A 20,904-nucleotide genomic window follows, 5' to 3' on the forward strand; every position below is an offset into this window, starting at 1 on the left:
GATGACGCCGACGCTTACTCATACGCCGTTCCACACCTTCATCCTCAAGGTCGCAAATCGATGCAACATTGATTGCGACTACTGCTATGTCTTCAACTCCAAGGACCAGGCGTGGCGGAGCCTGCCGGCGCGGATGAGCGTAGAGGTGGCTCGGGCGGCGGCTCGGAGGATCACCGAGCATGTGACGACGTACGGGCTGCGGACCGTCCACGCCGTGCTGCATGGTGGCGAGCCACTGCTCGCCGGGCCCCGCCACCTGGGTGAACTTCTCCGCGTGCTGAAGGACGGCATCCCGTCCGACGTCGAGGTCCGCTTTGAGCTGCAGACCAACGGGACGCTCGTCTCGGAGGCGTGGCTCGACCTGTTCGAGCAGTACGCGGTGACGGTGGGCGTCAGCCTCGACGGGCCGCCTGCCGCCAACGACCGGCACCGGCTCACGCACGCCTCCCGGTCGAGCACGGCCTCGGCGGTACGGGGCATCGAGCTGCTGCGATCCCGGCCTGGGCTGTTCGCGGGGCTGCTTGCCGTGGTGGACCTGGCGAACGATCCCGTGGAGGTGCACGACTACCTTGCGTCGTTCGAGCCTCCTGTGATCGATTTCGGGCTGCCGCACGGAACCCACGATGCGCCGCCGCATCGGAATGATCCCGCCGTCCCGGAGTACGGGGTGTGGATGAGCCGCGTCTACGACGCCTGGCTTGCCCGGCCCGAGTACCAGCACAGCGTGCGCATGCTGGAAGACATCGTGGCGCTCAGCTCCGGCGCGCGCGGCGCGGTGGAGACCCTTGGGCTCGCGCCGCCCGCCAGCGTCGTGATCGAATCCGACGGCTCTGTTGAGGGCGTGGACACCCTGCGCTCGGTGGAGGAGGGCGAGTCCTGGCTCGGGCTCGACGTCTTCAGCGACTCCTTCGACGCCGCCATTCATCACCCCAAGTTGTTGCATCGGCAGGAGAGCGGGACGGCCGCCCTCTCTGAGGAGTGCCAACGCTGTCCGCTGGTGGCCGTATGCGGCGGTGGTTACCTGCCGCACCGTTTCAGCGCGGCACGCGAGTACAGGAACCCGTCCGTCTACTGCGCGGACCTGGCGTATCTCATCCGGCATGTCCAGGGTTCTCTACAACGGCACGGCTGGGCGCTCGGGGCTGCTGCCGGCGGGTCCTCGTAGCCACCGTGAATGACAGTGCAAACGACAGGAGTTATACGCCGATGACCGTGACGATCCGGCCCGCCGAGAAGAGTGACGTCCGAGGACTGGCCGAACTGATCGAGGAGATCGAACGGTTCTACGGCACGGCCGACGCCGATATCCAGCCTTTCGACGAGCGCCAGGACCAGGTCGAGGAAGCACTCTTCGGCTCACCGCCGCTCGCCTCCGCCCTGCTGGTCGAGGACGAGGCCGGGCACATCGTCGGTCTCGCCGCGTATTCGTTCCTGTGGCCGTCGGCGGGGTCGACCCACTCCCTCTTCCTCAAGGAGCTCTACGTCCGTGATGAGCTCCGTCGGCAGCGAGTCGGTGAACGCCTCATGAACGAGCTGCGCGCCATCGCTGCGGCGCGCCCCGGGTGCAGCCGCATCGAGTGGATGACGGACCGAGACAACCCGGGCGCCCGAGCCTTCTACAAGTCGCTCGGGTTCGCGGAGTTCGACGGGAAGATCGTCTACAGGGTCGAAGTCGGCGAGGCATGAGAAGGCATGGGAACGAGCGGGGTTGTGAAGGAAGAACGCTGTGAACGGTGTGAGTGCATCATCGGTCTGGGGTGCGGCTGTCCACCTGACGGGTTCGTGCCGAAGGCGCGTTCCGCGTCACAGCCACGACAGGAATGGCGGCGGTTCCCTGCTGACACGATCCTGATCTCACCCACGCAGTACGCTCACCTCCCGGGGGCCTGTACACACCTCACAGAGGAGCTTGTGAAGCCGCCGCGGTGGGGGTGGATTCACGATCCTCAGCCTGGACTTTGGGACCGTCTGAGCGGTAGTTGTCCGGCGGTGGCCACCGCCGGTAACACCAGTCGGCGGGCGACGCGGCGGTGTGAGGAGTGTCAGGCTTCGTTGACGGGATGATGAAACCCATCGGAAAGTTGATCTTCAACGTGCCGGTGCGGGTGGGGGATTGGGCGGCTGCCACGGCATGGCGCGGGGTGTTCGGCGGCGGAACTCATTCATTGGGGACGACCCCTGGACTTCGAGCAGGGCCATGTGGCAGCATCGCGCTCATCAGGTGATCAACACCTGGTGCTGTGATCGTCCCGCGTTAGCGGGTCTACAGATCTCCCTGCCGGCAGGTAAGGGGGTCCCCTTTTGAAGGAGACTCCTGTGCCTGCCGTTTCTCATTTCGCCGAGCCCACGCAGTGGCCGAACTATTTGCGCGCAGTCGTGGATATCGCCTTCCCCGCGTACAGCGTTCGCGTTACGCCGGGTCCTCTGGACGGCGTGGCGGGTCTCCCGTATCCGCTCGACAACGCGCACGCGATCCACATCATCACTGCCTTCAACCCCTGCGGACGTAATGCCACCGCACGGGCCAATCTCTGGGCGCAGCACGAGTTGCTGCACGACATCGGTCTTCACGGGCTGCAATGGTGGCCAGCCGTCGGAGGAGACCCGGCTGGCCACCACGCGGAAATCAGCGCAGCCGTCGTCGGAATGGACGACGCCCAGGCCCGGGCTCTGGGCCGACGGTTCGGCCAGGATGCCGTATTCGCCTGGTCGTCGACCTCATGGCGACTGCTGGCCTGCACTGACGCCGCCCACGACACGGTCATCGCCGGGTGGCAGGCCGCCCTCCTCACGCCACCATCCCACCGGGATTCCCGGTCACCTGCCGCGTAACCCCAACGATCAGTCACACACGCCAAGACGATCACTTTGCAACCCGAAGGAGCCGCTCCCATGAACCGCGGAGACTACGAAACCCTCGCCGCTGCCATCGCCGACAGCGACGTTGACGACCGGGCCCGGCGCATCCTCGCCTTCGACTTGGCCGACGCACTCACCGGCACCAGCCAGCGCTTCGACCCCGTCAGGTGGTTGCGGCAATGTGCCCTCTCAGCGACACCCGTTGAGGTCGCTCAGTGGACCAGCCGACTCGCCTACCGCGTGGAGCACATCTACGCTCTTCGGAAGGCGTGTGAACAGCGCACCGGAGTCCGCCTCGAGTCCTACTCCACCACCGCGCCCGATCTCAAGCCGTCCATGGTCTCTGGGACCGGCCAGGGAACGTCCTCCTGTGATCTGAACGCCTTGCTTGACTCACGGTCATAGGAAATGCGATTCCACTCGGCCCTGTCGTCAGGCAGCCGCTTCTGTTCCCAGGAGACACTCTTCCGGCCCCGCCTCGACACCCTCGGCTGATTCAGCGACGTCGTTGAGGCGGGACTGGTCGGTCACCCGCCCGGGTAGCGGTCCAGCCAGTACGGGTCCCAGCCGCCGTAGTACCCGCCACCGCTGGGGGAGTCAGCGAACTGGGCGACGAGGTCGCGAGCCAGGGTGTCGAGGACCCAGGCTAGTTCGTGGCGGCTGATCAGATCGACGGGCAGTGCCTCGATGCCGTGTGCCGCCCCGAGCAGCGCGCCGGTCACACAGGCAACGGAGTCGCCGTCCGGCGCCCCGGCGGCGAAGCGCAGCGCGTCGTGCACCTGACTCGGCTCGGGGAAGGAAGCGGCGGCGTACATGCCGCCGAGCAACGCCGAGGGCGCGGTGGCGTCCGGGGCGAGTCCTGCGAGGCGGCCCGCGTCCGCGGGCTGGTCTTCGGCCCGCTGCAGCACCCTGACGAGCTGCTTCTTCCCGGCGTGGGTCAGGCCAGGGTCGGCCTCGGCAAGGGCATTTATGCCGTCCATTAGAGCTTGCCGCACCCGCGACCGCTCACCGAACAGAGAAGCCTGCGCTATCGGAGTGCTGGTCAGGCAGTGGCTGACCAGCACGGCCGCATGGGCTGCCGCGGACTGCGCGGCCGGGTCGCCGTGGGTGAGGCCGGCGACCTCCCGGGCCAACTGGGCCGACTGCTCCGAGCCGTGTGCGGTGCCAACAACAGCGACAGGGAGCGTGCGGGTGAGCGCGTGGCAGCCCCGGCTGGCCGTCGGTATCCCCATGTTTCCGTGCTCGGTCTTGGACAGGGCCGTCACGGTTGCCGGTGCCGAACCACGCCGCTGTGCCAGCACGGGCACCTGGGCGAGCCAGCCGTCCGGCCACACCTCGTCGCCGTGGGCCCAGCGCTCCCGCATCCGCTCGACCTCGATCCCCTGCAGGGCAGCCCACCGGCAGTAGGCGTGCCACACCACCTCCGCCGGCCCCCAGACACCCCTCTGATTGCCACGCACCCACGCGCGGATCGTCCCCTCGGCGGTGAAGCAGGCCAACTGAGTGCTGACCCCGGCCCGCAGTGGACCGTCCGTCGGCAGTTTGCCCTTCGCCGCTCCCAGCGTGTCGCCCAGGGCGAGGCCCAGCATCATCCCGCGCACCCGGGACGGCGCCCCCTTCTCCGTCAGGAACTCCCTTTGCCGCTCTGGCTCCTCGTCAGGGCCCAGGTCCAGCTCGTCCTGCCTCTGCCCGGCAGGCGCCCGGTCCTGTTCCCGCGGTGCAGGGCGGTGGACCGGAGCCGGACCGGCCGTGGCCGCATCGGTCGATGCGACGCCTGGACCGGCTGGCTGCCCGCCGTTGGCGCGTCCGGCGGTCAACTCGTGCACCGCATCGTGCATCTCTGGGTGTGCCCCGAGGTGCCAGCCGCTGGTTAGCACTTGGCGCAGGTCGTTGAGCGCGGTCTTGGAGTCGGCGCCGGTGGCCAGGTGGCTGTAGATCGCGGCGACGGCCGGGGTGCGGCTCTGCCCGGCAAGGCAGTGGAGCAGGACCCTCTTGCCATCCTGACGCAACCTCAGCACCTGGCGGGCGGCCTGGTCCAGAACGTAGTGAAGGTTGGCGTTCGCCCCCTGGGTGTCCACCAGCCACACGCGGATGTGCTCGACATCGCTGCCGGGCAGGACCGGATCCGTACCGGTACGGCACAGCGAGACCACGGACTCGACGTCGACCGGCTCGCAGCCTTGAGCCAGCGCCAGGTTGCCCAGCACCACCCCGGGATCGTGCGGGTGAGCGATGGCAAAGCCACGGTGGCCGCCGACGGACATGCGGGGCGCCGAGGGCCAGCCCTGGGCGTCGTCGCTCCCACCCTGGGCCGTGCGCACCGCCAGCCTGACCAGGTCAGCTCCGGTGAGGCCCGGCCAGCCGTGCACGGCCTGCTGCCACTCCAGCGGGACGCCGGAGCAGCCCCAGCGCGCGCCGAGCAGGGCGCCCGCGATCGCCGCGACGGTGTCGGTGTCCGTGCCGGCCCGCACCGCCGCCTCCAAGGCGAGGCCGAAGTGCTGTGCGGGGAAACTGTTCTCGGCGGGGATCGACTCGGGGACGGCCGTGCGGGTGATCGCCGACCAGGCAGCCTGGAGGGCGTGGACGACCCAGCCGTTGTTGGTGAAGTGGTGCGGCGGATTGGCCTCCGCCTCGTTCAGCCGCTTCGCCCACACCTCGCGCCGCTCGGCGGGGATCAGGTCCAGGCCGGCGCGCACACCGTCGAAGGTTCCGTTCAGCACCGCGGTGCGGATGCCGGAGCACCACAGCACGCAGGCATCGGCGCAGTCCGGGTCCGGGTGGGTGAGCGAGCTGACGGCGATGGCGGCCTCGGCCATCTCGGCGACGTCGCCAAGATAGGCGAGGGCGACGATGCCGGTGCGCATCAACGAGCCGTTCCCTGCGCTGCGGCCGTTGCCGGTGGTGAAGCTACTGGCGGCGGCCAACATTGCCGCGCCCGAATTCCCAGGGGCGCTGCGGGCGGCGCCCAGGATGGCGCGGGTCTGGGCGCCGACGTCACTGGCGCCGCCGCTCAGCCAGCTCAGGAAGTTGACGGCGATCGCGTCAAGGGCCTCCGGCGTACGCAGATCCGATCCGCCGGCCGCGACCTCGGCGACGCAGACCTGCATCTGCGTGTCGTCGGAGTACTCGCCAGGCTCGTACGGCCCCAGGCCGCCACCGATCATGCGCGGCCGCTGGTCCTCGCGCAGCGTCGCCTTGAACTCGTAAGGCACGCCCAACGCATCGCCCACGGCCGCGCCGAGAAGTACACCGGCGGCCCGGTCGGTGGCCTGTGGGTTCAGGCGGGGTTGTGGAGCATGGGTCATGGACACTCCATAAGGTGCGGTGGCGTGCGGAAGGCGAACCAAGCGGGCGGTGGCATGCAGGCAGCGGTCCCGGTCGGAATCGACCAGGACGACGTAGGCGCGGAATGCTGAAAAAGTGCTGCTCATCGACACATTGACGCTCCGCTAGTTTGGCAGCGTCCCCGACTTATCGTCAATGGAACGATAAGAAAGATTTGCCAAGGTGAGCGCCTCGAACCACACGATCGACCACATCGAAACCGTCCGACTCGCCCTGGCACAACTCCCCAAGGCTCTGCGGCGGGGACGGCAGACACTGATCCGCACCGACTCCGGCGGCGGCACCCACACCTAATGGGCAGTGGCGGTGGCGGTGGCGGTGGTATTCCGTCGGAATGACCATCACCGACGCCATCCACCAGGCCCTGCTGAAGATCCCGAAGAAGGCGTGGACGCCGGCCCTAATGCGCCAGCGGCACCGAGCGGCCCGGCGCCTGGGTCGCGGAGATGACCGAATGCCCGACCTGGGCACCTGGCCAAGGGAGATGCGGCTGGTCGTCCGCAAGGAGCGGCCTCACCCCGGCGCCCAACTGCGTTTCACCGACCTCGACGGACTGCGGCTGACCTGCTTTGCGACCAACATCAAAGGCGGCCGGCTCGCCGATCTCGAACTGCGTCACCGACGGCGGGCCCGCTGCGAGGACCCCATCCGGGGCGCCCGCGACACTGGCCTGCGCAACGCTGCCCCCGCACGACACCGCCCAGAACCGGATCTGGCTGGAGATCGTCTCCATCGCACTCGACCTCCTCGCCTGGCTGCCGGTGCTCGCTCTGACCGGCGACACCCGCCACTGGGAACCCAAAAAGCTCCGCCTACGGCTGTTCTCCGCCGCCGCCCAGTTCGTGAACACCGGCCGCCGCCACTGGCTGCGTCTGCCCACCCGATGGCCATGGACGCCCGTGATCACCAGCGCCATGAACCGGCTCCAGACCCTCCCGAACCCCGGCTGACCAGCTAATTCGACCGTCCTACTGACCTTGAATGCGTGATGTCGTCATGGTGGCTGGCGTCGGAGGCCGGTGCCGGTGAGGCAGCCGTCGAGGACGTCGTGGCGGTACTGGAGCTGGCGTAGGCCGCGTCGGACGGCGGTGATCAGGTCGTCGGGGTTGGCGAAGGCGCGGTTGGCTGTGGTGGTGCGTCGCAGGACGGACCAGATGCCTTCGACCGGGTTGAGGTCGGGTGCGTAGGGCGGCAGTTGGATGACGGTGAGCCAGTCGCGGTCGGTGATATAGCGGCGCATGCCGGCGGTGAGGTGGGTGTTGAGGTTGTCCCAGACCAGCACGATCGGGCCGCCGAGCTGCTGGTGGGCGGTCTGGATCAGGTCGCGGTAGTCCTTCCAGGAGAAGCTTTTGCGCCCGTCGGGCCGGGCGTCTGGGCAGGGCCGGTAGATCAGCCGCGAGGGTTCGCCGGCCTTGTAGCAGGCCAGGGCGGCCACCGATAAGCGGCGGCGGGAGCGGCCCCGGACGCGGACCACAGGGGTGTGGCCGCGGCGGGACCAGGTGCGGGTGGTCGGCGGCGTCATCGAGAATCCGGCTTCGTCCTCGAAGACGAGCCAGGCGTCGAGCGCCGCCACGGTCCTTCCACCTGGGGCCAGGTCTCCTTCACCCAGCCGGCCACCGCCGCCTCGTCTCGCTCGATGGCGCGGCGGGCGGGAACCTGGCAGGTCCAGCCATGCCGTCTGAGCAGTGCGGCGACACCCTGGACTGTGTAGCTCTTGTGGAACCGTCGCCCGATCACGGTCTTGATCCGTGACAGTGTCCAGGTCTGGTCCGGCCAGCCATGCGCGACCGGGCCCTTGAGCAGTTCCCGCTCGAGGGCGGCGAAGAGTTCGTCGCTGAGCAGCGGCAGCGACGCCGGCCCCTTCGAGGCCAGGGCTTTCGGCCCGTCCTGAGAGACCAAGCCTTGCGCCACCGCTGTACCGACCGGACACTGACCCGCAGGTCGTGAGCGATGACCGCATTCTCGTCACCCTGCCGGAACCGCTCGGCCGCCTGCAACCGCAACTTCTCTCGGAAGGCCCGCCGTTCATCGGTCAGCCCGCCCCCTTGCGCATACCTCATGAACTTGGCGTACCGCAGGGATCATGGACCGTCAGCCCTACCGACACCACGCTTTGAAGGTCAGTAACAACCCGCACGACCACCCCGGGAGTGGAACCCGGCGCCCACCCCACGCGACAACCGGGCCATCAGCCTGCCCCACCCCCGGAAAAGCCGCACCCCATACGCACAGAATCCCCGTCAGCGAACTGACGAGGACTCGTGAACGATCGAGGCTAACCTCCATTCCATGCAGTTCACTCTCGATGGTGAATCCTTCGAGCTGACGCCCACGCTTGTTCGTGGGCGTCTTGCTGGTCACGTGCCCGAGGAGATCCGCGAGTACTGGGTCGAAGTAGATGGTGTGCGTTGGCCGGTCAAGCAGGTCATCTCCCTTGCGACAGGTGCCAAGCGCAGCCGGTTTCAGTCGCATGACTCTCGGCGGTGGCTGCAGAACCTCGGGTTCTTGATCGGTGCCGGATCCTCGGCCACCGAGAGCGGCTCGGTCCCGCGGCTGGCCGGCGCGTCTCGTCGTGGGTCTTTCGACGCGTCCCAGCTCAAGGAACTGGAGGCGCTCGACGTTCGTGTTGCGTTCTCGTGGCTGAGCGCCGGCCCGATCACGCTTGACGAAGCCAGCCTGCCGAGGTTTCCCGGACTCCCGCGAGTGCCAGGGCTCTACCGCTACGATTTCGGTGTGGACGACGACGGCATCCGCGTGCTCTACATCGGGGAGTCCGTGGAGCTGGCCAGGCGAGCCGGCAACTACCGCAACGCCAAGACGGATCGCTCTCGTCAGCGCACCAGCCGCCGCATCCACAAGGAGATCGTCGGCCACTTGGAGTCCGGTGGTTCGATCGAATTCGCCATCGCAACGTCAGTCCGCTGGGGTGACGATGTCGAGCTGGACCTGCGGCTCAAGTCCGCCCGTCGCCTTGCCGAGAACGCTGCGGTGCTCCTCGCGCAGTCGCAGTCCGGGATCCGCGTGCTCAACATCGACGCGGAGCTGGGAGAGGACAGCGAGTGAGTAGTCTCCCGGACCTTCGCTTCCTGCTCTCGATCAACAGCGAGAACGCGTGGAGCGATCTGCTCGCCACCCTCATGAATGCCGACCAGGCGATCACCCGCTCCGTGCTCGGGATCGAGGCTGTTGGCCCGCTCCAGATTCGTCGGGAGGTCTCGAAGTCGCGGGGCCGGAAGGCATCGGATCGACCCGACCTGGTGGTGGAGGCGAACGGTCAGGTTGTCGCTGTCGTCGAAGTGAAGCTGCTTGCTGGCCTCGGAATTGAACAGCTGGAGCGGTACTACAAATACGTCGCCGAGGAGGACCGAGACGACTGCCGGTTCGTGGCGGTCTCGCTTCAGCGCATCCGCCTCGACACCACCCATGCCCAGGACTGGCAGAACCTCACCTGGGAGGAGCTCATCGCTCCCTTCGCCTCGTCCCCGGTGCCGTGGGCCGCGACGACCGCCACAGCCTGGACGAGCCACATCGAGTCCCAGGTGCCGGAGGTGGATGGCGACACCGTCTGGAATCAAATCGACGGTATCGACCTGTACCTCGCCCTCCGGCTTCGTGCTGCCTATATGTACGGCAACGTCGCCTTGCCCGGCGGCTCATCGAAGTCCATCCAGGAGATCGGCTCCGGTGGCCTGTACGTCGCGATCGTGGACGCCCCGATTCCGGGCAGCGGTTACACCGTCCGCTGGGAAGCCACCGAGAGTTTGCCGACTCAGGACGTTGGCAAGCTCGTCGACAGCAGCGGGCTTCGTGGGGTCGACTTCCGCTTCTTCCTCGTGCAGCAGCAGGTCACCTCCTCCAAGGCCTACGACTGGGATCACCTGGCGCTGCTCTGGCAGGAGTACCTCGCCCAAGAGGACTGGATTCCGTGGAGACCCCATCCGCCGCGCAAGACGTTGCAGTGGGAGAAGGATGGCGTGGCTCGACTCAAGGAACTCGGCGCTCCAGCGTTCCTCGGCAGTGGCTATGGCGAGGGGCAGGCCAAGCTCAGCGGTGAGGTCGAGTTCGGCGCGCGTTTCGTGCTGCCGCCCTCAACCACACTGAAGGAAGCCGTCGGGGTGCTCAGCAGGGTGGCCGTGATCGGATCCCGGATGGCGCAGCACACGACTCAGCCGCGGGGGAGACTGTGATCGCGTTGATCGACGGAGAATCTGATAGCGGCGATGCAGGGGTGGACGGATAGATGACGGGCGACTTTGGACCCGACCGCTTGCGGCAGCTCTTCGGGGACCCGAACGAGGACGGGGTCTACCTTGTAGGCGTCGTGGAGTTCTCGGACGATGCCAGCGAGGACCAGTGGTCGTACGTCGGGAACATTCAGATGGGGACCCTGGAGTCAGTTGCCAGCAGGCTCGGCTATGAGCGGCGTGACATCACGATTTCGGAGCCTTACCGAGAGCCTGGCCGTGGGGTGCTGCCGGACGGAACAGAGCTGGCGGTCACCTCGATTACCGTGCGAGGGAGCGCATCCTGGTATCGGAGTAGCCGGGAGCCAACGCCGGAGGAACGGCTCCGGTGGGCAGGGCATCCAGTGCCACCGCCACCTCCGCCCGAGCCGGTGCCGGTCGGTCCCAATATGGAGACGGCGAGGCCTCGGATCGAGGAGCACCAGGGAGAGGTCTTCTACACGAAGACCGGCAAGCCCTTCACCTACCGGACCAACCGCTACACCCTGGTCATCGTCGAGAGCCGGCGCAACGTGCAGTGGCACGAGATCAGGTCAGCGCTGGAGGCATGGCCGATCGCGGGGCCGTCGGAGATTCCACGATGCCCCGAACGTTCTGGGCGGTACGTCTACGGGATCGTGTCTGACGAGCGGATCCGGCAAGGGGACTGGTGACAGCCTTGGACCTGCGGCTCTATGGCGGCTGATGCGATGCTCGCCGAACCTGCCGAATTGTCGGACGCTACAGATACGGTTATGGGTGAGGTTCTCCTACCGCAACTTCCTCGTCGACCGAGCGCCGAGGAAGACCCGAGCACTGACGAGGACGCATGGCCGAGGACCAGGAGTACGACGAGATCCGCCTGAAGGCCGAAGACGAGTCAGGTTTCACAGACAAGCCCGAGATCGTCTACGTCACCGAGTACGTGGAGGATCAGCGTCCTCAGCTCACCCCCGGCCAACAGGCCAGGGCTGACATCGCGGGCCAGATCATCGATGGTCTCGTAGAAATCGCAAAGCCTCTCGTTGCCCACTGGTGGCACACCCAGGCCGTGCCGGTCCTCGTTGCAAAAGGCGAAGCCTTGGTGCTGAAGCAGCAGGCCCGCAGAGCCCAGAAGAAGGCCTTGCGGGCCGGGGTCACGACGACACCTCCTGTTGCTGTCCCGGGGGTCGAGGCTGACGCGCCTTCCCAAGATCTGGCCACCACGCCCAGCGACCCGAAGGTCACTGTGACGAGCGAGCAGTTCCAGCAGATGTTCATGACTTGGCTCGCTCGTGAGGACGCCCAGCAGGCGCTCTGGAGCCTCATCGTGAATGCCGAGGTCGAGGATGGCGGTGCTGCCACCCTGGCATGGCAGCAGGAACTGAAAGAGCTTTCGCCTGAGCAGCGAACCGAGCGGGTCATGGAGTTTCTCGCTACCAACCCCTCGATCCTGGAGGACTTCGCTCGTCAGCTCATGGGCAGCATGGCCCTCGGGCTCGGCGAGACGACTCTCAGGCGCGACCGGGTGTAGGGTCGTGCCGTTTCCTTCCTTGCGGAGGAACACATTGAGGCCCACCGCGTCGGGACAGACTCTCGCCGGTCACATGCGGACGCGCGCGATACCGGTAGAGGACGTGGGAGCCGAATAGGCGAAGCTGTTGCATCTCTCTCCGGGCTGGGAGCCTTCCACGGCTGCAGCGCGGACGGCATCCGGGAGGTCGACCTCCCGGATCGTTTTCAAGTAGTAGCTGCACCTGATAGGCGACTGCTACAGGGATGTCATGGTCGTCGCGCACGCTTGTCACCTGCGGGACGCCGGTCGATTGCCGTACGGCCTGCTGGCTGGACATCCGACCCCTCCTGGATTGGCCGTCACCGCTGAACCTCTGCCCGGCTTCTGGCCAGGGCGGTGGGAAAAGTAACAGCACAGCGTGGGAAACGATCTTCTCGCAGGGGTGTATGGCCCCTGACCAGCGAGTTCCGTCGGTGCCCCACCAGCTGAAAGCCCCACAGGTCTAGGACCTGCGGGGCTTTTGCGTATCCCGGGGCCACTCGCCCGTACCGACGAGTGCAGGTAGGTACAGGCGAGTACTGGCCACGGATGCTCACAGTGTGTGAGGAACATCTCAGGGCGCTGACCGGCGTCAGGCGAGGGTGTAGCGCACCGCACCGCACCCGCCCGGACCGCGACCTGGCGTCGCGTGTATGGCGAAGACCATCCGGACGGCGACCGTGTCACGTTTCACGTGAAACACCTGCCGGTTGGCGGCGGCCGGTGGAGGCGTTGTCCACAGCTGGGGAGTTATCCACAGGGGCTGCCACCCCTTGGCCGCCGCGCTGTACGGTCGGCACGAGTTGATGTTCGGCTCGTCGAGCCGATGGACGTATGCGTGCGGGGGAGGCGGTCATGGCGACCGAGGCAGTCGGTGGTGTCGGTGTCGGTGTCGGTGTGGGCGTCGGCACCGGTACGGGGACCGGGGTGGAGACGGGCGGGGCGCGCAGGCTTCCCCGGGTGCGTGGGTTCGCGGAGTGGCCCGTCGAGCGGTCTGCTGATGAGGCGGGGCCGGCGGAGGGGGATGGTTTGCGCTCGCCCAAGGAAGAGGGCAGGGCGCTGCGTGGCCGGGTGTCCCGGTCGGCGCATGCCGCACTCGACCTGCACGCCTCCCGCCCGGACGCCGTGACGGCGGTCGAGGAGTCCAACCAGGGCCGCATCGCGGAACTGACGCCGATAAGGGTCGGCCGGATGGCGGCGACGCCATTCGCGTTCCTGCGCGGCTCGGCGGGCCTCATGGCGTACGACCTGGCCCGCACCCCGATGACCGGCATCCGCGCGCAGATCTGCGGTGACGCCCACGCCGCCAACTTCGGTCTGTACGGCGACGCCCGCGGCGGACTGGTGATCGACCTGAACGACTTCGACGAGACGGTCGACGGCCCCTGGGAATGGGACCTCAAGCGCCTCGCCGCCTCCCTGGTGCTCGCAGGCCGGGAAGCCGGCGCGGACGAAGACACCTGCCGCAGAGCAGCGCACGGTGCGGCCGGCTCCTACCGCCGCACCATGCGACTCCTGGCCAGGCTCCCGGTGCTGGACGCGTGGAACGCCATCGCCGACGAGGAGCTCGTCTCCCACACCGACGCCCACGACCTGCTGGGCACACTGGAACGAGTCTCGGAGAAGGCGCGGGCCAACACCAGCGGGCGGTTCGCGGCCAAATCGACCGAGCCGACGGAGAACGGAGGCCGCCGCTTCGTCGACGCTGCACCGGTGCTGCGCCGAGTCCCGGACGCGGAGGCCGCCGCGGTGGCCGCGTCCCTGGAGCACTACCTGACCACCCTGTCCGAGGACCGCCATCCCCTCCTGGCCCGTCACGCCGTGCACGACGTCGCCTTCCGCATCGTCGGCACCGGCAGTGTGGGCACCAGGTCGTACGTGGTGCTGTTGCTGGACCACCGCGGCGAACCACTGATCCTCCAGGTGAAGGAGGCCCGCGCGTCGGCCCTGGTCCCGCACCTGCTGACGGCCGGCTTCGAAACGCCGGAGGTGGACCACGAGGGCCGTCGGGTGGTGATCGGGCAGAAACGCATGCAGGTCGTCAGCGACATACTTCTGGGCTGGACGACGGTCGACGGTCGCCCCTTCCAGGTACGGCAGTTCCGCAACCGCAAGGGCAGCGTCGACCCGTCCGCGCTCGCCGCCGACCAGGTCGACGACTACGGCCGCATGACCGGAGCCCTCCTGGCCCGCGCCCACTCCCACAGCGCCGACCCGCGCCTGATCGCCGGCTACTGCGGCAAGAACGAGGAACTCGACGACGCGATCGCCGCGTTCGCCGTCACCTACGCCGACCGCACCGAAGCCGACCACACGGACCTGGTGACGGCCGTACGGGCGGGACGGATCGCGGCCGAGACAGGGGTGTGAGCAGCGTTCGCTGACGTACGTCGACCTCGGCGGGAAGACCTCACAACCTGAGGCACGTCGATCTCAGCGAGCAGGTAGGCCGATCTCGGCGGGCAGACCAGTGTCTGCCTGCCGCCCCGGGACGCCGGTGGCGGTCCGCCGAGACCGGGAAGCGGGGTGGGCGGGTGTGGGGTGGGGGGAGGGGGAGGGAGGGGAGGGGGGAGGGAGGGGGAGCCCCCCCCGAGCTGTCCGAGCCGACCGCCCCCTCCCCGCCGGGGCCGGTCGGTGGTTGGCAGCGGTGGTTGGGGTGGCGTTGGCCTAGGCTGGTCGGGTGACGACCCCCGAAGCTGAGCAGCCCCGGCCCGAGGCGCGGCTGGAGCAGGCCGTGCGGGCCGCCGAGCAGGCGTTGATCGAGTTCGAGATCGCGGTGGAGACCTTCCGCGTCGAGGTCGAGAACTTCTCGCGGCTCCACCACCAGAAACTTGGTCCGATGTACACCCGGCTCGACGAGCTGGACGCGCAGATCGCGGAGGCCAGGGCGGCCCGCACCGGTGATCCCGAGGACCTGCGCAAGGCGGCCGAGGCGCGGGCGCGGGTGATGCCGATGCCCGGGGTGGAGGAGCTGTTCCACGGCTGGATGGACGGCGAGGGGCTGTTCCCTGAGGCCGCGGCGATGCTCACGGAGCAGTCGGTGAGGCCTCCGGAGCGGGTGCGGCCGAGCGAGGAGGCCCGCAAGCTGTACCGCGAGCTGGCCCGCAAGGCTCACCCCGACCTGGCGCAGGAGGACGCCGAGCGGGCCCGGCGCGAGGAGTTCATCACCCGTGTGAACGCGGCTTACGCCCGCGGCGACGAGGTGCTCCTGCGTGAGCTGGCCGAGGAGTGGGCGGCCGGTCCGGTGCCTGCCGAGCGTAGCCCGAGCCCGAGTGAGGAGCTCTACGCCCGCCTCGAGTGGCTCGCTCAGCGCAAGGAGATGCTCACGCTGGTCGCCCGGGAGCTGGAGGACAGCGCGATCGGCTCGATGCTTCGGATGGCCCCGGACGACCCAGATCGCCTGCTGGACGAGATCGCCGACAAGCTTCTCGCTGATGTCGCCGCTCGTGAGGCGGAGCTGGCCGAGCTGGTGGGTTAGTGCCGAGCTGATGGGTGCCGGTGCCGGGCCGGTGGGCTGGTGGGGGCGTCGTGGCGGTTGCGGGGTCGGGTAGCGTCGAGGCATGAGTTTCGGAGCTGGTGTGCCCACGGTCGAGGTCGGAGACCTCAAGGACGGCGATTTTCTGCTGGACGTCCGTGAGGACGACGAGTGGCAGGCGGGCCACGCCGAAGGGGCACTGCACATCCCCATCAGTGAGTTCGTCGCCCGCTATGGCGAGCTGACCGAGGCGGCTCCGCAGGACGGGCGGGTCCATGTGATCTGCCGTTCCGGCGGGCGTTCGGCCCAGGTCACGATGTATCTCGTCCAGCAGGGCCTGGAGGCCGTGAACGTCGACGGCGGCATGCAGATCTGGGCCGCCGCGGGCCGCCCGGTCGTCACGGACGAAGGCCGGCCGGGCTTCGTTCTGTAGGCGGCAGGCGGCAGGCGGCAGGCGGCAGGCGGCAGGCAAGTCCTGTGTGCGTGTCGGGTCGGTCAGCCGAGGGGGTGGGCGGCCAGTAGGTCGCCGAGTGCCTCCTCGTGTGCCGCGGCGGGGCCGAGTGACAGTTCCAGGTGCTTGGCCCAGGCGTGGTAGCGGTGCAGTGGGTAGTCGACGTCGGCGCCGAAGCCCCCGTGCAGATGCTGTGCGGTCTGCACGATCCGCCGTACGCCGTCGGAGGCCCAGATCTTGGCCACGGCGACGTCACCGGAGGCGGGCAGTGCTCCCGGGGCCCCGGAGGCGATCCGCCAGGCGGCCTGCCACAGGGTGACCTCCATCGCGCGCAGGTCGATGTAGCGGTCGGCGGTCTGCACGGCGACGGCCTGGAAGCTGGCGATGGGGTGCCCGAACTGCTCCCGCTTGCCGGCGTAGTCGCTGGTCATCGCCAGTGCGCGTTCGCCCAGACCGAGCGCCAGCGCACAGGTCCCGGTGGCCAGCAGGGCGCGCAGCCACTCCCAGGCGTCGTCGGCGGTGATGACGTCCCGGGCGGCGATCCGGGCCGAGTCGAGGCGTAGTTCGCCGAACCGCTCGCCGGTGGTGGAGATCTGTTCGGCGAGCTCGACCCCTTCGTGTTGGCGGGGGATGACGGCGAGGATGCTCCGGTCGTCCTCGGTGCGCGCCGGTACGACGACGAAGTCGGCGTCGTACGCCCACGACACCGCCGTCTGCACCCCGTCCAGCACCCACTGACCCCCGGAGTCTCCCGCGCCGCTCATGGCGTCGGCGCCGTCCTGGCGGGCGGTGACGGCTAGTTCGGCCGGGTCGTGGCCCGTGCGGCCGTTCGTGGCGACGGTGAGGACGACCTCGCCCTGTCCGGCCCGGGTGAGGAGGGAGGACTTCAACTGCGGGCTGCCGTAGGCCTGTACGGCGGCCATGGCGGCGCTGTGCTCCAGCAGCGGTACCCGCGCCAGCACCTTCGCCGACTCGCGCAGGACCAGGCAGAGCGCGATCGCGTCGAGGCCCGCACCGCCGGACTCCTCGTCGAGCAGCAGGCTCAGCAGGTCCGCCGCGGCGAGCCTGGACCACAGTGCGCGGTCGAAGCCGTCGGCCACGGCGCCCTTGGTGAGCGCGGGGCTCGGCACGGCGTCGGGGGCGACTCCGGCGAAGACTCCCCGCGCCGCCTCGGCCGCGGCCTGCTGCTCCTCGGTGAAGGTGAAGTCCACGGCCTGTCCTCCCGACGGGTCAGCTGATCTGACGGAGCGTCAAGATAGAACAGGTTCTAGAAGAAGGGAACAGTAGCCGGGGCCCTGCTCCTCACCGGTCGAAGTCCACCTCCACCGCCTCCGTCAGCGGATGCGACTGGCACGCCAGCACATACCCGGAGTCCGTCTCCTCCGGCTCCAGCGCGAAGTTGCGGTCCATGCGGACCTCGCCGGAGACCAGGAAGGCCCGGCAGGTTCCGCACACGCCGCCCTTGCAGGCGTAGGGCGCGTCGGGCCGGTTGCGCAGGACCGTCTCCAGGACCGACTCCCCGTCGCGCACGGGCCAGCTTCCGCCGCGGCCGTCGAGCCGGGCGGTCACGGTGCTGTGGGCGGGGGCGGCCGTGCGTGCCGGGGGTGCCGCGACGTCCACGTGGAAGATCTCCTCGTGGATCCGGGACCGCAGGACCCCGAGTTCCTGCAGTGCCCGCTCCGCGCCCTGTACGAGCCCGAACGGTCCGCACAGGAACCATCCCGCGACGTGTTGCACCGGCAGCAGCGACGGGAGCAGCCCGGTGAGCCGCTCCTGGTCGAGCCGCCCGGAGGGAAGTCCCGCCTGCTGTTCCTCGCGGGAGAGGACGGTGACCAGGTGGAGTCGCTCGGGGAAGCGGTCCTTGAGGTCGGCGACCTCCTCCAGGAACATCGTCGAGGCGGCCGTACGGTCGCTGCGTATGAGGCAGAAGCGGGCCGCGGGCTCGCGGGCCAGCAGCGTGGAGGCGATCGACAGCACCGGGGTGATGCCGCTGCCGCCGACGATCGCCGCGTACAGACCGGGCGCGGGGTCGAGGGTGAACCGGCCGGCCGGAGTCATCACCTCCAGCTCGTCGCCGACGTTGATCTCCTTGAGGGCGTAGGTCGAGAAGGCCCCGTCCTCGACGAGGCGTACGCCCACTCGCAGCGTGCGGGGTCCCTCGCCGTCGGGGTCGGGTGCGGGCGAGCAGATCGAGTACGTTCGCCGGACCTCGGCCCCGTCGGCCACGCGGCGCAGGGCGAGATGCTGTCCGGGGGTGTGCCGGTACTCCTCGCGGAGTTCGTCGGGGACCGTGAGGGTGAGGGCGACGGAGTCGTCCGTGAGGCGCTCCACCGCGGCCACCTGGAGCGGGTGGAAGCGGGCCATCACAACTCCTTGAAGTGGTCGAAGGGTTCTCGGCAGGCGAGGCAGCGACGTAGCGCCTTGCAGGCGGTGGAGGAGAAGCGGCTGAGCAGTTCGGTGTCGGCGCAACCGCAGTGCGGGCAGCGGACCGGTTCGTCCGGCACGTTTTCGGGTTCGTTGTGGAGGGTGTGCGTCGGGCCCAGCGTCAGGGGCACCGGGCCTGGGGCGGCCCGGGTGCTGCGGGGTGGGGCGATGCCGAACTCCCGTAGTTTGCGGCGTCCTTCGGCGGAGATGTCGTCGGTCGACCAGGCGGGTGTGAGGACGGTGCGCACGGTGACCTCACGTACGCCGTGCTCGTGCAGCGCCCTTTCGATGTCGACGGACATCGCCTCCACCGCTGGGCAGCCGGTGTAGGTGGGGGTCAGTTCGACTTCGACGGTGTCCGTGTCGCGGATGTGCACCGCGCGCAGCACGCCGAGTTCCTGGAGGGTGAGCACGGGCAGCTCGGGGTCGGGCACCGAGCCGGCGACCGCGAGGAGTTCCGCCTCCAGCGGGGTGAGTGTCACCATGACGCCCCCGGGTGGCTGCGGTGCAGGTGTTGCATCTCGGCGAGCAGCCGGCCGAACGACTCGGTGTGCATGCCTTCGCGGCCCGCGCCGGCGCTCCAGGCTCCGGTGCGCGGCCCTTCGGGCACTGCCAGGTCGGCCCGCGCCAGCACGTCCTTCACCGACTCCAGCCAGGCCGAGTCCAGGTCCGTCCCGGCCGGGGACGACCCGTCCGGGGCCGTTCCGTCGCGGTCTGTGCCGTCGCGGTTCGTGCCGTCGAGGTCGAGGTCGAGGCCGTGGAGCGGGCGGAACATCTCTCCGGTGAACCGCCACAGCGCATCGCAGGCGCGCTGCATCCGCTCGTGGCTGAGCTCGGTGCCGTCGCCGAGCCGCAGTGTCCACTGTTCGGCGTGGTCGCGGTGGTAGGCGACCTCTTTGACGGCTTTCGCCGCGAGCCCGGCGAACGGGCCCTCGCGGGCGGCCAGTTGTGCGTACAGCAGGTGCTGGTAGGTGGAGAAGTACAGCTGGCGGGCGATGGTGTGGGCGAAGTCGCCGTTGGGCTGTTCGACCAACTGGAGGTTACGGAAAGCGCGTTCCTCGCGCAGGTAGGCCAGCTCGTCCTCGTCGCCGGCCATCGACAGCAGGATCCGGGCCTGGCCCAGCAGGTCGAGCGCGATGTTGGCGAGGGCGACCTCCTCCTCGAGGACGGGCGCGTGACCCATCCACTCCCCCAGGCGGTGGGAGAGCACCAGGGCGTCGTCGCCGAGGGCGAGGGCGGCGGCGTGGGTGTGCGTGTTCGTCGTCGTGGTCACAGGTGCTTCACCCCCTCCGGGATCTCGTAGAACGTCGGGTGTCGGTAGGGCTTGTCGGCGGCCGGTTCGAAGAACGGGTCCTTTTCGTCGGGCGAGGAGGCCGTGACCGCGGAGGACGGCACGACCCAGATCGAGACGCCTTCGCCGCGCCGGGTGTAGAGGTCGCGGGCGTTGCGCAGGGCGAATTCGGCGTCCGGCGCGTGCAGGCTGCCGGCGTGGGTGTGGGAGAGTCCGCGCCGGGAGCGCACGAAGACCTCCCACAGGGGCCAGTCGGTGTTCGTCATGCCTGCTCCACTTCCGTTTTCGTCCCGCTGGTGCGCTTGGCCGCGTGGGCCGCGGCCGCCTCTCGTACCCATGCGCCCTCGTCGTGTGCGCGCCTGCGTTGGGTTATCCGCTGTTCGTTGCAGGGGCCGTTGCCCTTGAGGACTTCCTTGAACTCGGTCCAGTCGATGGGGCCGAAGTCGTAGTGCCCCTGTTCCTCGTTCCACTTCAGGTCCGGGTCGGGGAGGGTGAGGCCGAGGGACTCGGCCTGGGGGACGCAGATGTCGACGAAGCGTCGGCGCAGTTCGTCGTTCGAGTGGCGCTTGATCTTCCAGGCCATCGACTGCGCGGAGTGCGCGGACTCGTCGTCGGGCGGGCCGAACATCATCAGCGAGGGCCACCACCAGCGGTCCACCGCGTCCTGCGCCATCGCGTGCTGCTCCGCGGTGCCGCGGCTGAGGGCGAGCAGCAGTTCGTAGCCCTGGCGCTGGTGGAAGGACTCCTCCTTGCAGATGCGGACCATCGCGCGCGCGTACGGGCCGTAGGAGCAGCGGCACAGGGGGACCTGGTTGGTGATTGCGGCGCCGTCCACCAGCCAGCCGATCGCACCGACGTCCGCCCAGGTCAGCGTGGGGTAGTTGAAGATGGAGGAGTATTTCTGGCGGCCGGTGTGGAGCTTGTCGAGGAGTTCCTCGCGTCCGGTGCCGAGGGTTTCGGCCGCGCTGTACAGGTAGAGGCCGTGGCCCGCCTCGTCCTGGACCTTCGCCATCAGGATGGCTTTGCGGCGCAGGGAGGGCGCGCGGGTGATCCAGTTGGCTTCGGGCTGCATGCCGATGATCTCGGAGTGGGCGTGCTGGGCGATCTGGCGCACCAGCGTGGCGCGGTAGGCGTCGGGCATCCAGTCGCGTGGCTCGATGCGCTCGTCGGCGGCCACGGTGGCGTCGAAGGCGCGCTCGTACGCCTCGTCGGCGCCGCTTCGGCCGCTTTCGTCGCGTCCGCCGTTCTGTGCGGTGTGCGGCTGTGTGCGGGCCGTCTGGTGCGCGGCTGCTGTCGCCATGC

The 20,904-nt window shown here is 68.8% G+C and carries 20 protein-coding genes and 2 pseudogenes; 14 read left to right on the top strand and 8 right to left on the bottom strand.

Translation table 11 applies throughout. The annotated features are described in order from the left end of the window. The first annotated feature begins 1 nt into the window (after position 1). From ACZ5SK_RS09850 to ACZ5SK_RS09865, 4 genes are all read left to right on the top strand, one after another. Entirely contained in the window at positions 2–1,165 is a 1,164-nt protein-coding gene (locus ACZ5SK_RS09850; protein WP_468575798.1) for an FxsB family cyclophane-forming radical SAM/SPASM peptide maturase, read from the top strand. Positions 1,166–1,206: 41 nt separating this feature from the next. Further along, positions 1,207–1,686 carry a cyclophane-containing RiPP N-acetyltransferase HaaN gene (haaN, locus tag ACZ5SK_RS09855; RefSeq protein ID WP_468575717.1) on the top strand — a complete coding sequence of 160 codons (480 nt, stop codon included), beginning with the start codon at positions 1,207–1,209 and terminating at the stop codon, positions 1,684–1,686. A 630-nt stretch (positions 1,687–2,316) separates the two neighbouring features. Continuing rightward, positions 2,317–2,832, top strand: a complete 516-nt coding sequence (locus tag ACZ5SK_RS09860) for a DUF3293 domain-containing protein (protein WP_468575719.1) — start codon at positions 2,317–2,319, stop codon at positions 2,830–2,832. A gap of 60 nt (positions 2,833–2,892) precedes the next feature. Then, positions 2,893–3,264, top strand: a complete 372-nt coding sequence (locus ACZ5SK_RS09865; protein WP_468575720.1) for a hypothetical protein — start codon at positions 2,893–2,895, stop codon at positions 3,262–3,264. A 122-nt stretch (positions 3,265–3,386) separates the two neighbouring features. On the opposite strand, the gene ACZ5SK_RS09870 is transcribed toward ACZ5SK_RS09865, so the two are convergent. Further along, positions 3,387–6,164 carry an ADP-ribosylglycohydrolase family protein gene (locus ACZ5SK_RS09870; RefSeq protein WP_468575722.1) on the bottom strand — a complete coding sequence of 926 codons (2,778 nt, stop codon included), beginning with the start codon at positions 6,162–6,164 and terminating at the stop codon, positions 3,387–3,389. A gap of 202 nt (positions 6,165–6,366) precedes the next feature. Here ACZ5SK_RS09870 and ACZ5SK_RS09875 point away from each other — a divergent pair, with 202 nt between their 5' ends. From ACZ5SK_RS09875 to ACZ5SK_RS09885, 3 genes and pseudogenes are all read left to right on the top strand, one after another. After that, positions 6,367–6,498 carry a hypothetical protein gene (locus tag ACZ5SK_RS09875; RefSeq protein ID WP_468575724.1) on the top strand — a complete coding sequence of 44 codons (132 nt, stop codon included), beginning with the start codon at positions 6,367–6,369 and terminating at the stop codon, positions 6,496–6,498. A gap of 40 nt (positions 6,499–6,538) precedes the next feature. Next, a pseudogene (locus ACZ5SK_RS09880) lies at positions 6,539–6,808 on the top strand (IS1380 family transposase); the annotation flags it as partial. Next, positions 6,774–7,154 carry a transposase gene (locus ACZ5SK_RS09885; protein ID WP_468575726.1) on the top strand — a complete coding sequence of 127 codons (381 nt, stop codon included), beginning with the start codon at positions 6,774–6,776 and terminating at the stop codon, positions 7,152–7,154. The pseudogene ACZ5SK_RS09880 and the gene ACZ5SK_RS09885, both read left to right, overlap by 35 nt. Positions 7,155–7,198: 44 nt before the next feature. On the opposite strand, the pseudogene ACZ5SK_RS09890 reads toward ACZ5SK_RS09885, so the two are convergent. Then, a pseudogene (locus ACZ5SK_RS09890) lies at positions 7,199–8,264 on the bottom strand (IS630 family transposase). Positions 8,265–8,493: 229 nt separating this feature from the next. On the opposite strand from ACZ5SK_RS09890, the gene ACZ5SK_RS09895 reads away from it, so the two are divergent. The 7 genes from ACZ5SK_RS09895 (at position 8,494) to ACZ5SK_RS09925 (ending at position 15,869) form a co-directional block, all read left to right on the top strand. Further along, positions 8,494–9,267, top strand: a complete 774-nt coding sequence (locus ACZ5SK_RS09895; RefSeq protein WP_468575728.1) for a GIY-YIG nuclease family protein — start codon at positions 8,494–8,496, stop codon at positions 9,265–9,267. After that, on the top strand, positions 9,264–10,391 hold the full coding sequence (locus tag ACZ5SK_RS09900) for a PD-(D/E)XK nuclease family protein (RefSeq protein WP_468575730.1): 1,128 nt from the start codon (positions 9,264–9,266) through the stop codon (positions 10,389–10,391). The genes ACZ5SK_RS09895 and ACZ5SK_RS09900 overlap by 4 nt, the downstream gene beginning before the upstream one ends. 446 nt (positions 10,392–10,837) lie before the next feature. Then, entirely contained in the window at positions 10,838–11,101 is a 264-nt protein-coding gene (locus ACZ5SK_RS09905) for a hypothetical protein (RefSeq protein WP_451299867.1), read from the top strand. Positions 11,102–11,256: 155 nt separating this feature from the next. Next, complete coding sequence (locus ACZ5SK_RS09910; protein ID WP_468575732.1) at positions 11,257–11,940, top strand: hypothetical protein; 684 nt, start codon at positions 11,257–11,259, stop codon at positions 11,938–11,940. A gap of 876 nt (positions 11,941–12,816) precedes the next feature. Continuing rightward, a complete protein-coding gene (locus tag ACZ5SK_RS09915; protein WP_468157989.1) occupies positions 12,817–14,331 on the top strand; it encodes a DUF2252 domain-containing protein in 1,515 nt (504 codons plus the stop codon). Between the two features lie 310 nt (positions 14,332–14,641). Beyond that, positions 14,642–15,439, top strand: a complete 798-nt coding sequence (locus ACZ5SK_RS09920; RefSeq protein ID WP_334578699.1) for a J domain-containing protein — start codon at positions 14,642–14,644, stop codon at positions 15,437–15,439. A 100-nt stretch (positions 15,440–15,539) separates the two neighbouring features. After that, a complete protein-coding gene (locus tag ACZ5SK_RS09925) occupies positions 15,540–15,869 on the top strand; it encodes a rhodanese-like domain-containing protein (protein WP_079661136.1) in 330 nt (109 codons plus the stop codon). A gap of 62 nt (positions 15,870–15,931) precedes the next feature. Here the strand turns inward: ACZ5SK_RS09925 and ACZ5SK_RS09930 are convergent, their stop codons facing one another. From ACZ5SK_RS09930 to paaA, 6 genes are all read right to left on the bottom strand, one after another. After that, positions 15,932–17,098, bottom strand: a complete 1,167-nt coding sequence (locus tag ACZ5SK_RS09930; protein ID WP_468157988.1) for an acyl-CoA dehydrogenase family protein — start codon at positions 17,096–17,098, stop codon at positions 15,932–15,934. Between the two features lie 91 nt (positions 17,099–17,189). Beyond that, on the bottom strand, positions 17,190–18,251 hold the full coding sequence (locus ACZ5SK_RS09935) for a 2Fe-2S iron-sulfur cluster-binding protein (RefSeq protein ID WP_334578701.1): 1,062 nt from the start codon (positions 18,249–18,251) through the stop codon (positions 17,190–17,192). Then, complete coding sequence (paaD, locus tag ACZ5SK_RS09940) at positions 18,251–18,796, bottom strand: 1,2-phenylacetyl-CoA epoxidase subunit PaaD (RefSeq protein WP_361706284.1); 546 nt, start codon at positions 18,794–18,796, stop codon at positions 18,251–18,253. The genes ACZ5SK_RS09935 and paaD overlap by 1 nt, the downstream gene beginning before the upstream one ends. Beyond that, positions 18,790–19,584 (bottom strand): 1,2-phenylacetyl-CoA epoxidase subunit PaaC, encoded by a 795-nt coding sequence (gene paaC / locus ACZ5SK_RS09945; RefSeq protein WP_334578703.1) that lies wholly within the window; start codon positions 19,582–19,584, stop codon positions 18,790–18,792. The genes paaD and paaC overlap by 7 nt, the downstream gene beginning before the upstream one ends. Further along, the gene (gene paaB, locus ACZ5SK_RS09950; RefSeq protein ID WP_319337667.1) at positions 19,581–19,868 is read right to left on the bottom strand and encodes a 1,2-phenylacetyl-CoA epoxidase subunit PaaB; all 288 of its coding nucleotides are present in this window, start codon (positions 19,866–19,868) and stop codon (positions 19,581–19,583) included. Before paaB ends, paaC begins: the two co-directional genes overlap by 4 nt. Then, positions 19,865–20,902, bottom strand: a complete 1,038-nt coding sequence (paaA, locus tag ACZ5SK_RS09955; protein ID WP_457494616.1) for a 1,2-phenylacetyl-CoA epoxidase subunit PaaA — start codon at positions 20,900–20,902, stop codon at positions 19,865–19,867. The genes paaB and paaA overlap by 4 nt, the downstream gene beginning before the upstream one ends. Between the last annotated feature and the right edge of the window lie 2 nt (positions 20,903–20,904).

The organism is Streptomyces sp. NPDC031474, assembly GCF_055581185.1.

Bases quoted from the DNA above. Each gene is read 5' to 3' on its own strand.
- ACZ5SK_RS09910 (WP_468575732.1), top strand. From the start codon at position 11,257: ATGGCCGAGGACCAGGAGTACGACGAGATCCGCCTGAAGGCCGAAGAC.
- ACZ5SK_RS09870 (WP_468575722.1), bottom strand. From the start codon at position 6,164: ATGACCCATGCTCCACAACCCCGCCTGAACCCACAGGCCACCGACCGG.
- ACZ5SK_RS09895 (WP_468575728.1), top strand. From the start codon at position 8,494: ATGCAGTTCACTCTCGATGGTGAATCCTTCGAGCTGACGCCCACGCTT.
- paaA (WP_457494616.1), bottom strand. From the start codon at position 20,902: ATGGCGACAGCAGCCGCGCACCAGACGGCCCGCACACAGCCGCACACC.
- haaN (WP_468575717.1), top strand. From the start codon at position 1,207: ATGACCGTGACGATCCGGCCCGCCGAGAAGAGTGACGTCCGAGGACTG.
- ACZ5SK_RS09905 (WP_451299867.1), top strand. From the start codon at position 10,838: ATGGAGACGGCGAGGCCTCGGATCGAGGAGCACCAGGGAGAGGTCTTC.
- ACZ5SK_RS09850 (WP_468575798.1), top strand. From the start codon at position 2: ATGACGCCGACGCTTACTCATACGCCGTTCCACACCTTCATCCTCAAG.
- paaB (WP_319337667.1), bottom strand. From the start codon at position 19,868: ATGACGAACACCGACTGGCCCCTGTGGGAGGTCTTCGTGCGCTCCCGG.
- ACZ5SK_RS09915 (WP_468157989.1), top strand. From the start codon at position 12,817: ATGGCGACCGAGGCAGTCGGTGGTGTCGGTGTCGGTGTCGGTGTGGGC.
- paaD (WP_361706284.1), bottom strand. From the start codon at position 18,796: ATGGTGACACTCACCCCGCTGGAGGCGGAACTCCTCGCGGTCGCCGGC.
- ACZ5SK_RS09865 (WP_468575720.1), top strand. From the start codon at position 2,893: ATGAACCGCGGAGACTACGAAACCCTCGCCGCTGCCATCGCCGACAGC.
- ACZ5SK_RS09935 (WP_334578701.1), bottom strand. From the start codon at position 18,251: ATGGCCCGCTTCCACCCGCTCCAGGTGGCCGCGGTGGAGCGCCTCACG.